Source organism: Spiroplasma sp. hy2 (assembly GCF_044714365.1).
GTDB lineage: Bacteria > Bacillota_I > Bacilli_A > Mycoplasmatales > Mycoplasmataceae > Spiroplasma > Spiroplasma phoeniceum.
In genome coordinates this window covers 1-11,995 of the sequence record NZ_RXFZ02000014.1, presented here as the reverse complement: position 1 = coordinate 11,995, position 11,995 = coordinate 1, and the positions used below count along the sequence as shown (strand labels likewise).

Here is an 11,995-nt window from a genome sequence, read left to right as displayed (position 1 = left end):
TTAAAAAATTTAAAGCAAAATCATAATCTTACACAAAATTAGTTTTCAAATTGTCATATTGATGATTTTTTTTATTTCATCAAGAGTTTTCGACAAAATTAAAGAATACTTGTATAATTAAACATTAAAAAAATAAAAGAGAATAACTCTTTTATTTCTGTTATAAATATGCTTCTAAAATTAATTGCGCTGCTAAACTATCTTTTTTTTGTTTTCGTTTTTGGCGCGAAAGATTTGCTTCTAACATTATTTGATGAGCTTGACGTGTTGTTAACCGTTCATCAACTAAGTGAATTGTTATCGTTGCTTCTAATAATGGTTTTAAAATATCAACAAAATCATTAACCATTAAAGCACAAGGTCCAATTGTATTATTCATATTTTTTGGATAACCAATAATAATATCACTAAATTGGTTTGTTGTAATTAACTCCGCTAAATATTGCGCTGCTTGTGCAAAATCATTTTCTGGAAAGCGATAAACACCATACCCAGTCGCAATCAGTCCCCGACTTGTTGCTAAGCCTAGAGTTTTACTACCAACATCAACTCCTAAATAATACTTAGCCATGATGTTTTAAAAATTCTAGCGGGTCAGCAAATAATTTAACAAGTAAAGTTTTGTCTTTATTGTTAAAACCACTTTGAGCAACACTATTATTGCCGCCACCTTTACCACCTAATAATGGATTTAATTGTTTAATAATTTTTCCAGCTTGATAACGATCGTGTAAATCATCACTAACACCAACAATTAATGTGGCTTGTTTTTCATCACTAACATCAACGAAAAAAATTAGTAAGTTTTGATATCGAACTTTATAATCATCAATTAACACTTTTAAAGCATTAATATCAACTTTTGCTGTAAATTGATGAGTTAAAACATTAATTCCATTTTTAGTTTGTGGTAACAAGGTATTATATTGTTTGACAAATTGTTGAATTAAAATATTATCATATTGTTTTTGTCAATGTTTAAAATCTTCTTTAAATTGTGCTACTAACTCTTTTAACTGTTTTCAGTTTGTTTTTGAAACAGTTAAATTACTAATTTGTTCTCAAGTTTGCTCTAAACGTTGGTCAAGTAATGCTTTTTTACCTTGATTATACTTATCAAAATAATTAATTGCTTCAGTTTTTTCTTTTAAAAATTGTTCATTTAGATAACTAGCAATTGTTTTATTTGAGGTAATAGCATGAATTCGAAATGTTCCAACTCCTTTTGATTCAAAACCAGTTACTAGTAAATCTTCAACATCTTGTGAATTAGTCATATGGGTTCCTCCACAAAGTTCACAAGAATAAGTACCAAATTTAACAATTCGAACCTCAGCATCATATTTTTCTGTAAAAAAAGCTAAAGCATGATGCACATCTAATGCTGTTTGCATATCAGTATAAATAACTTCACAAGGAATTGCAGCCTTAATTGCTTTTGTAACAGAAGCTTCTACATCTGTAATTTCCGCTGGTGTAATTGCTTGATTATGTGTAATGTCAATTCGTAAACGTTCATCATCGTTATAAGAACCAGTTTGCACAACATGGTTTCCTAACACTTCTCGTAAAGCAGCATGAATTAAATGTGTTCCTGAATGATTTTTCCGCGTATAAAAACGACGATCACTGTCAATTGACGCATTGACCAAATCTCTAATCTTAAGTGTCCCTTCAACTTTGACAAAATGTAAATGCTGTTTATTTGGCCCTTGTTGTACATCAAGAACATAAGCTGTCGTATTGTCTTTTAAAATTAATCCGTGATCCGCAGCTTGTCCCCCTTTTTCAGCATAAAATGGTGTCTCTTTTAAAATGATATATCCTGTTGTATTAGTTAATTTTGTGACTGGTTTATCATCAGCAAACATAAAGACAATTTCTGTATTATTAACTTGTTCATGTTCATACCCAACAAATTGACTAGCAACATCTAACTTGGTAAAAAGTTCGCTTTGTAAATGAATTGCTTTAATATCTTTTCGATTAGTACGTGAAATTGTTTTCGTATTTTCTAATAATTCATCAAAACCAACACGATCAACACTAATCCCTGCTTCGTGTGCTTCTTCTTCAATTAATTCAATTGGAAAACCATAACTTTCAAATAAACGAAAGGCATGTTCTTTTGAAATCGTACCATATTTTGTTTTAACTTCATTAAAAAGTTTGTTTCCTTGTTCTAATGTTCTTAAAAATTTATTTTCTTCATCTAACACAGCTTGTTCAACAATTGGTTGTTTTTCAACTAGATAAGAATAATATTCTTGCATAATGTTAACTACTGTTCCCACTAATTTAAATAAAAATGGTTCTGTTAAATCAATTTTTTTCCCATATAAACTAGCACGACGAATTAAACGCCGAATAACATAACCGCGATCTTTATTCCCCGGAAAAGCACCATCAGCAATTGCAAAAGTAACTGCCCGAATATGATCAGCAATTACTTTAAATGCAGTATTAATTTTTAATTGTTCTGAATCATTGTTAAACAATGCTGTTTCATCATAATGATATTTTCCATTTACTAATTTTTCAACTGCTTTAATAATTGGCATAAACAAATCAGTTTCAAAATTAGTTGGTGTTTCTTGAATAATTGAAGTAATTCGTTCTAATCCAGCACCAGTATCAATATTTTTTCGTGGTAAGTCAGTATATGTCCCATCACCATTATTATATTGTGAAAAAACAATATTTCAAACTTCCAAATAACGATCATTTTCTAAATCATCTTGCAATAACTTTAATCCTAATTGCTCAGGATCATATTTTTCCCCACGGTCATAAAAAATTTCGGTATTAGGTCCGCATGGTCCGGTCCCAATTTCTCAAAAATTAGTATCCTTATCACCTTTAATAATTCGTTCATCACTTAAACCAATTACATTGCGTCAAATTTCATAAGCTTCTTGATCATCTTTATAAATTGTGACATATAATTTGGCAGGATCAAACCCAATTCATTTTTTATCAGTTAAAAATTCTCAAGCATACATAATTGCTTCTTTTTTAAAGTAATCACCAATTGAAAAATTACCAAGCATTTCAAACAAAGTATGATGACGTGCTGTATAACCAACATTTTCAATATCATTAGTTCGAATTGATTTTTGTGAATTTGTCAAGCGTGGTGATGGTGGTGTTTTTCGCCCATCAAAATATGGCTTTAACGTCGCCACACCAGAGTTAATTCATAATAATGACGGATCATCAACAGGAATCAATGATACTGAAGATAATTCATAATGATCCTTACTGCGAAAAAAATCTAACCACATTCTTCGAATTGCATTTGCTGTAAATTTTGTCATTTTAATATTCCCTTCTCTTTCATAATTAATTAATAGGATTATAGCATACCAAACGAAAAAAACTTTTTTATTTCAAAGAAGTTCTTACTAAAAGCCTATTTTCGATATCCTCGAACCAATAAATAAAACGAAACTAATAAAATATTAACAAAGAAGAAAGTTGTAATTACTGGCACAACGGCTGGATATTGAAAATATTGGCGAAATATTGTTCACATTAAGGTTTGTCAAAGTAAACCAATTACTAATCATGTTAGCATTTGAACAAACATTAATAAATTATATGAAAATTCTTGTAAACGTGCTAAACAAAACAACATAAAATAAAGGGGAATAAAACTAATGATCATTAATCCTATTGCAACTACTAAAAGAATTCAGTTAGCTCTAACATACCCCGTTGTTGACGTGAAGGCAGGGAAAATCATAATTACAATAAAACCAATCATTAATAAAATCATTCCAATGTTGCTTCCTAAGCGTTGACGAAGTTCCCGACGAGAAGAAATATTAATGTATCCTAATCATTGCATAAAATGAGTTACAAATCCACCACGGTGTCCTGCTGATGATGGTAATAATAATTCAATTGCAATGCGAATTGATAATCCAATCACAACATTAGCAACAGCAAGGGGCATCACAAAAATAATTAATACTGTTCCTGCTTGCATAATTGTTGGTGCTTGCGCAAAAAGCGTTCCTAAGCCATCTTGATTAATTATTAAACCTAATATTGAAAACACATTTGGTTGATATTGTACATTGTTTATTCAAGTTGCCAATCCTTGACCATTAGTTAAATTATATCAATAAAGTTTTTCACGCAGTACAAAAGAAAAACCATCAGCAATGGCAATAAAAAATAATCCTAAAAATAAGGATAGATATAAAGTAAAGCCACCAATTCTTATCATTCATTTACCAACTAATAAACGAACATTTCATTTTCAATGTGCTGCTGTTATATTTGTTAGTAAGACAATAACAAAAATTGCTGTTCCAACTGCAATTAATGTAAAAATAGGAACAAAAATATATAAATCAATTACTCAAAATTTAAAAAGAGCAAATCCATTTAAACTAAAAACTGCTTGAAAAGAACCATATGATAATAAAAAATTTAAAATATTATAAGCACTATCTCCCTGTAAAGTTTCTAATGGATTAGGGTTTAATCCTTTAACGCTTAATGAATTAATAATTTCTTGTTTTAAGGCTGTTACTTGTTGATTTAATGTTGGAACAACTGCTCCAGCTATAATAATTACAATTCCTGCTAAAAATCATATAGTACTAAATTTTAGTCAAGACTTTAATGCCATAGTCTCCTCCATGTTTCTAAATAATTATAGGTATATTATACCAAGAAAACAAGGAAGATGATATTTTTTATTTATTCTGAAGTGATTAACAAATTACATCATAACTCGTTCTACTACTTTAATATCTGGAATGGCTAATAATGATGACCGAATTTGTTGCAAGCGGTCAGCATTACTAACCTTAATAATTGTTTTAATTGTTAAATTCATTAAATCACCAGAAACATTAGCACTCATCATTTGAACCGATGCATTTAAATGACTTAATACTTTTGTCACATCAACTAGTAAGGCAGGCCGATCAATTGCTTCAATTCGAATTGCACAATCATATTGTTTATTTTTACAAACTGCTTCATTTCAACTAACTTCAACTTGGCGGTCTTGCTTATCACCGCTTTGAATATTACGACAAGTTTTTAAATGAACTTTAATCCCTTCAGCTTTAGAAACATAACCAGTGATGTCTTCATATGGAATTGGTAAACAACATTGTGAAATAACAACTTTAATGCTTGAAATACCTTGGACAATGATATCATCTTTTAATTGCGCTTTTTTATATTGTTTATCTTGTAATTTTTTTAAAATTTTTTCATTTTGACTTGTTTCGTGATCTAAATAAACTAAATTAATTGCTTCTTCTAAAGTATATTCATCATTAGCAACATCTAACAAAAAATCTTCAATATTATTAAAATTAATTGCATGTAATCGTTCTAATTGTGTTTCTGAATCAACTAATTTTCATTTTAAATCTTTTTTTGCAATATATTCTTCAATTTGTGCCTTTGTTTGTTTAATTTTCTCTAAATTAACTGATTTTGCATCACTAGTTACTTCAACTAATTCTTTTTTCAAATACTTCTTAATTTTTTGTAGCGCCGATGATGTTTTTGCGACAACTAATCATGAATGATTTGGTTTTTGGGTTGCTGCTGTTTTAATATCAACCACATCTCCTGATTTTAAAACAGTTGAAATTGGTGAAAATAAACCATTAATTTTTGCTCCAATTGTTTTTTCTCCAATTTCAGAATGAATTTTATAAGCAAAGTCCAGAACAGTTGAACCAAATGGTAATGTTACAACCTTCCCATTTGGTGTTAAAACATAAATTAACGAAGAAAAAATATCATTTTGAATAATTTGTTCCATTAAATGATCTGGTTTATAAACTTCTTGTTGAATTTCATCTCGTTCATGTACTGAAATATTTTCTAAATCTAAAATCCGTTTAAAAATATCTAATCGTTCATCAATATCTTTTTGTTTTTTTGCAATATCATAATTTTCCCCTTCTTTATAACGTCAATGCGCTGCTACCCCTTGTTCTGCTAATTCATCCATTTCTTCAGTTCGAATTTGAATTTCAAAAATAAGACCATCATCAGCCGCAATTGTAGTATGCAAAGATTGATATAAATTATGTTTTGGCGTAGCAATATAATCTTTAAAGCGATTATTTAATGGCGTATAATGCTGATGGACAAAACCTAACACCTTATAACAATCATCAACACTATTTGTAATAATACGAACAGCTAAAATATCATGAATATCATCAAAATTTTTACCAAACTGATTCATTTTACGATAAATTGAATAAATTGATTTACTACGTCCATATACTTTTACAGACATTTTTTTCTCAGTAATTAAAATTTGTTTTAATTCTTCAATTTTTTGATTAATAGTATTTTCTCGCTCTTTATTACTTGATTCTAATAATGAAACAATTTTATTGTATTGCACAGGGTTAACAATTTTAAAACTAATATCTTCAATTTCTTGTTTAACAGCTTTCATTCCTAAGCGATGAGCAATTGCTGAATAAATTTCTAAACTTTCTCGCGCAATAATTTGTTGACGTTCTGGTTTTAAATAACCAATTGTTTTTAAATTATGTAAACGATCAGCTAACTTGACAATAATTACGCGAATATCTTTCGCCATTGATAAATATAACTTTCGTAAATATTGTGCTTTGATTTGTGTCCGATTTTCTTTTGCAAAATAACTAACTTTGGTTACCCCTTCAACTAAATTAGCGATTTCAATCCCAAATAATTCTTGTAATTCTTCAAAGGTAGCAGGAGTATCCTCTAAAACATCATGTAATAACCCAGCAATTAAAGTTTTTGGTCCCATTCGCCATTGTGCCAAAAAAAAGGTTGTTCATAATGGATGGATAATATACGCTGCTCCGCTATTGCGAACTTGCCCATGGTGTTTTTCTTCAGCATACTGATATGCTTTCTGAATTTCCTTTAATGTTGCTTCATCTTTAATATACAACTTAATTTGGGCTAAGACTTCTTCGTATTTAATATCTCGATCCATTATAAACAACCCCTTTTTCTTATAATAATTATAATTATATCGCGTTTAGCATTAATATTCAATCAGGGTTTTAATTGGATATGAATCTAAATCTTTTTTACCATTCAAATATGTTAAATCAATCACAAAAACTAAACCAGCAATTGTTGCTTGTTCTTGCTTAACTAATTGACACATTGCACGTGCTGTTCCTCCCAATGCTAAAACATCATCAACAATCAACACACGATCATTTGATTGTAAATCTCAGGCATGAATCTCTAATTGATTTGCCGCATATTCGTAACTATATTTTACATCAATAACTGCGCGGGGTAATTTTCCCACTTTTCGTACAGGAATAAACCGTAAATTGGTAGCAAAACTAACAGCTGGGCCAAACAAAAAACCACGTGCTTCAGGAGCAATAATTACTGTTGCTTTTTGAGCAACAGCATACGCTGCTAATTGCTTAATTACTGTTTTAAAAGCCAAAGCGTTATTTAATAACGGAGTAATATCACGAAAAATAACCCCCGGTTCTGGAAAATTAGGAATATCAACAATAAACTTTTTTAGATCCATTTTTAAAAATTCCTTTTTTGGTTAATTAATCATTAATTCCAACAACAACTTGTTCATCAACTTCAACACGTTGTGAATCTAAGTAATTTTTAACACGGATTTTATTTAACGCACGATATTTTTCTAATGCTACTCAAATTGGGATTGCAACAAATAATGTCGCAAACATCCCAATAATTAAACCAATTAAAATAACAACATTAAAACCAAATCATGTTCCTGAAAAAGCCGCCAAAGTAATTAATAAAATTGCAAACATAATTCCTAATGTTAAACAATGCTGTAGCATTTGTTTAATTGTAATATTAGCAACTTTTTGTAAAAAGTTATGTTCATAATTATAGATCCGAAACTCTTTTTGAATTTCTCGGATGATTTTATGGTTTTTATTTTTAATATCTTTTGCCACCAATTCTACCAGGTGCAATTGGTCACGATATTGTTTTTTCAATTCTTTTAATTTTAAATCTGGATTTTTAACTGCTAATTTTTTTAATTCCTCTTGATAATAAACTTTATGAGCACGACGTAAACGTTTAATTTGAGCACGATGTTCTGACATATAGGCAAAGAATGTTTCATACTCACGAATATTAATTGCTTTTTTATTTTGTTTTGCACGCACCATTACCATTGTTCCAAAAGCAATTGCAAACCCAAAAATCGTTAAGAACGCAATTGACATTTCAAAGGTAATTAACAACTGCGTAATAATTGCAATTGCAATAGTAACAATTAACGTAAAGATTGCGGCTAACACCATTCCAACAAATTGTGCTCAATCTAAGCGGAATAATGTATAAACAAAAATACATGCTAAACCAATTGCCAGGCTAATTGCCACAATTTTTAAGATATAACCTTCCATAACTGGATCAGTTTGTTGTAAGGCTAATGATGTATCACTCGGGCTAGCACCATAAAATGAAGCAATGCTTGATAACAATTCACGCTCAAAAGTACCCTTCGTAATATTTGTACTAACAACTAAAATACGGTTACTATTACCAGTATCTTGTCGTTTAATCACATAAATATTAAAACTAAAATTATGACGTGTTATTTGCCGATACTCTTCAATTTGCGTATTTAACTTGGCAATTGCAACTTCATCTGGAACTTGTTTAGACCCATCTGTTCCTCACAAGTCTTCATTAACTGTAATATTAATTCCTGGTTTAATTGTATTAGCAACATTTGCTTTTCCAGCAAAACCAATTGCTAAGGCAATTATTAATAAAATGATTCCAACAATTGGGGTTCATTTTGTAATATTATAAAAGGTTCATTTGCCATGTTTTAATTGTTTACGCTTTTTATTTTCTACAGGGGCTGAAGCAGATAATTCTGTTTCAGCATTAGCAGGCAGGTTTACTTCAACATCAGATGGAAGCTCAGTTGTTGAAGAATCCACTATTTTAACATCCGTAGCTAGTTTTCTTGATTGTTTCTTAAACAATCAAGTTCATAATGAAAATCGTGAAACATTTAACCAACGATATTTTTCTTGTCAATGTAACTTAATGACAATTCAATACATTAACCGCGCTACGGCAAAAACCATAATAATTGCAATAATTAAACCAACTAATAAAATTGTGGCAAATGATTTAATATTATTAGTTCCTGTTCAAAATAGCGACAGTCCTAATATTACTAAAACAACTAAAGCATCGATAAAAACAGCAATTGTTTGTTTATTAGCAATTTTCATTGCTGGTTCAAATGGGATATTATTTTCATACCGCTCACGTTTATACCGTGAAAAGAACAACAAGTTTCCTTCTAATGATAATCCAAAAGCAATAATTAAGGCAGCAATACTTTCTGGTGAAATTTCAACCTTTAATAAAGATGAAAAATATAAGGTTGAAATAATTGTAAACAATAAAGTTAAGACGGCAATTAATCCAAATAAACGATAATAAACTAATAATACAATAAAAATGGCTAAAACTAGAACACCTAAAATAATCATTGAAATTTTAAACACATTTGCTGAAACAACCGGTGGGATTTCATGATAACCGCGAATAGTAAATTCTAGTCCACTTAGCCCCCCATTAACCAAGTTACTAATTTGACGAGCTTCTGTCTCGGTTGATGTTGTAATTTGATTTGAATTTTCGGCTGCACCAGTTCCAATTTTAATTGAATTTCAATTAATAATATATTTTTTATATGCTTCGGTCAAAACACTATTATATTCAATAATTGTTTGTAAATATGGTCGCAATGGATCAATATATGCATTTGTTGTAGCACTTTTATCATTTGGATCAATTAATAAACGATTTGTCGGTACTGTTGTAAAACGAAAACGACTATCTTCCATTCATGTTCTAATTTGTGAAATTGGATAACGTAATGCTAAATCTAACAAATTTCCATGCTGAATTCAAGCAGTCCCTGTATCATAATATTCTACATCAAAAATATGATAAATATTTGTTCAATCTGTTGAAGAAACCTTACTACGAATATCAACACTAAACAAAGTTGCAATTGCTTGTATATTATCAATATCATGACGTAAATCATCAATCATTTGACCAATATCAGTTCAAATATATAATGGCTGTGCTTGTCCGCCTCCTTCTGCTGGTTTTAAACTATTAATAATGCTATCTCATTTTTGTTGATTTTTAATTTGTAAGGTAATAATTGGTCGACGTGCTTGGTCAACTCCTGTTGTTGAACCATAGATAACATCACTTAATGGTGTTCGTTCTTTTGTTCCATTATTATCACTAATTAATAAATCTTTTCCCTTATTATCAGTTAAGTAAATTGCTCCTAATCGTTGAATTATTTTACTTAAGTCATTATAAGATTTAAACCTATCTTTTCCAACAATAACTTCAACCGAATTACGTCCTAATGTTTGTAAATATAAATTTTGGTTTGATAAAGGATCTAATTTATTTCGTAATAATTCTAAACCTTTTTTGCTATCTCCATTTGGAGTATCCGGTGAATAATTAGGGTCTCTTTTGTCAAAAACATCAATTTGAACTTGATATCCTCCTGAATAAGCAATTCCTGTTTGATATGAATAACGAAAACTATCCGCTGAAAAAAGCGCACCAACAATCATAGCAATAACTAAAACAATTAATGTTCCGATTCGGATAATTAATCGACTTATTGCTCTTTTATCTTTTGGCTCTTTAATTATTTTAACTTGTTCTTTCTTTCCCACGCTTGACACCACTATTCTACTTTTCAACTTTTCTTTATATATTGTACACTATTTCTTATCTAATCCTATGATTTAATAAACATATCTTTAAAATCATCTAACGATAAATCTAGATCAGTAATTTTTTGATTATTCATAAATTCAATTATCCGGTTAAGTTTAATATTAAAAATATAATAAGCAGCATCACTAACATCAATAATTTTTTTATCAACTAAAATTATTTTTAATAAATAATTAATAACATCCTGTTCAGTAATATTTCGATTTAATAACTTTAAATCTACTGTTTTTAAACTAATCATTTTTAAAACATAATTAGCAATTTGTTGTTGTTCTTTTTGATGATTTTGCATTATATTTACACCTTACCTTAGTTTCAACTATTATTATAACTAAGTTATTTAAAAAATTAAGCAATTTATGTTAATTTTTTTAAAAATTCAATTGCTTTTGTTGTTAATACCCGCTCCCGTGGGGTTTTTAACAAATAGCCCTTTTTTAATAAAAATGGTTCTAAATTATTGGTAATTGTTAAAAGCGGTTCATTTAAAATTTGGCCTAATGTTCCTAAACCAACTTGGTTTTTGTTGGAAAAGATGATAAATATGTTTTAAATAATTAACTTCATTTCATTCTAACCCATCTTGAAATACTTTTAAATTAGTTAAAATTTCTGTCAAAAAGTCAAGATCAATTGAACGAGAATTAACAACCAAATAGTCATATACTCGATAAAATAACCGCAAAGTGGTGCGGGGATTATTACGAATATAACTTGTTAGTAATTGTAATTCATTAGCTGGTAAAACTAATCCAACTTGTAAAAATAAATTATTTAAAATTTGTTGAATTTCAAAATTACTATATTCTTCAAAATAAAAAACAGTTGTAAAACGATTCAATAATGGTTGTGGAATTTGATATAACAAAGTTGTTGCTGCTAAAAATGTAAACGGTGGCAATGATAATGTTACATTTTTAGTATTATAATCTTTTCCTAAAATTAAGTTTAAACAATTGTCTTCTAGAGCCGGATATAATGTTTCGCTTACTTCTTGACTAATAGCATGAATTTCATCAATAGACTTCTTGCATAACCTATTAAAATAATTGTAAATATTTTTAAAAAGATACCTTTAATTTTGTCGAAAACTCTTGATGAAATAAAAAAAATCATCAATATGACAATTTGAAAACTAATTTTGTGTAAGATTATGATTTTGCTTTAAATTTTTTAAACG

General features: G+C 29.1%; 9 protein-coding genes. All 9 read right to left on the bottom strand.

From position 1 onward, the window contains the following. Positions 1–160 precede the first annotated feature (160 nt). The 9 genes from ruvX to EHV01_RS01030 all read right to left on the bottom strand — a co-directional run bounded on the left by ruvX (position 161) and on the right by EHV01_RS01030 (position 11,827). Complete coding sequence (gene ruvX, locus EHV01_RS01070; protein WP_422065817.1) at positions 161–571, bottom strand: Holliday junction resolvase RuvX; 411 nt, start codon at positions 569–571, stop codon at positions 161–163. Further along, positions 564–3,317, bottom strand: coding sequence for an alanine--tRNA ligase (alaS, locus tag EHV01_RS01065; protein WP_422065815.1), 2,754 nt, complete (start codon positions 3,315–3,317; stop codon positions 564–566). The genes ruvX and alaS overlap by 8 nt, the downstream gene beginning before the upstream one ends. Before the next feature lie 95 nt (positions 3,318–3,412). Continuing rightward, positions 3,413–4,642: a motility-associated protein Scm1 gene (gene scm1, locus EHV01_RS01060; protein ID WP_422065814.1), complete on the bottom strand. Its 1,230-nt coding sequence runs from the start codon at positions 4,640–4,642 to the stop codon at positions 3,413–3,415. Between the two features lie 93 nt (positions 4,643–4,735). Beyond that, positions 4,736–6,985 (bottom strand): RelA/SpoT family protein, encoded by a 2,250-nt coding sequence (locus tag EHV01_RS01055; RefSeq protein WP_400248519.1) that lies wholly within the window; start codon positions 6,983–6,985, stop codon positions 4,736–4,738. Between the two features lie 51 nt (positions 6,986–7,036). Next, positions 7,037–7,549: an adenine phosphoribosyltransferase gene (locus EHV01_RS01050; RefSeq protein WP_422065813.1), complete on the bottom strand. Its 513-nt coding sequence runs from the start codon at positions 7,547–7,549 to the stop codon at positions 7,037–7,039. Between the two features lie 25 nt (positions 7,550–7,574). Continuing rightward, positions 7,575–10,751, bottom strand: a complete 3,177-nt coding sequence (locus tag EHV01_RS01045; RefSeq protein WP_422065812.1) for a protein translocase SecDF, variant type — start codon at positions 10,749–10,751, stop codon at positions 7,575–7,577. 65 nt (positions 10,752–10,816) lie between these two features. Next, on the bottom strand, positions 10,817–11,107 hold the full coding sequence (locus EHV01_RS01040) for a hypothetical protein (RefSeq protein WP_415745927.1): 291 nt from the start codon (positions 11,105–11,107) through the stop codon (positions 10,817–10,819). A 65-nt stretch (positions 11,108–11,172) separates the two neighbouring features. Then, on the bottom strand, positions 11,173–11,283 hold the full coding sequence (locus tag EHV01_RS01035; RefSeq protein ID WP_422065819.1) for a Holliday junction DNA helicase RuvB C-terminal domain-containing protein: 111 nt from the start codon (positions 11,281–11,283) through the stop codon (positions 11,173–11,175). Continuing rightward, on the bottom strand, positions 11,273–11,827 hold the full coding sequence (locus EHV01_RS01030) for a hypothetical protein (protein WP_422065818.1): 555 nt from the start codon (positions 11,825–11,827) through the stop codon (positions 11,273–11,275). Before EHV01_RS01030 ends, EHV01_RS01035 begins: the two co-directional genes overlap by 11 nt. Positions 11,828–11,995 lie beyond the last annotated feature (168 nt).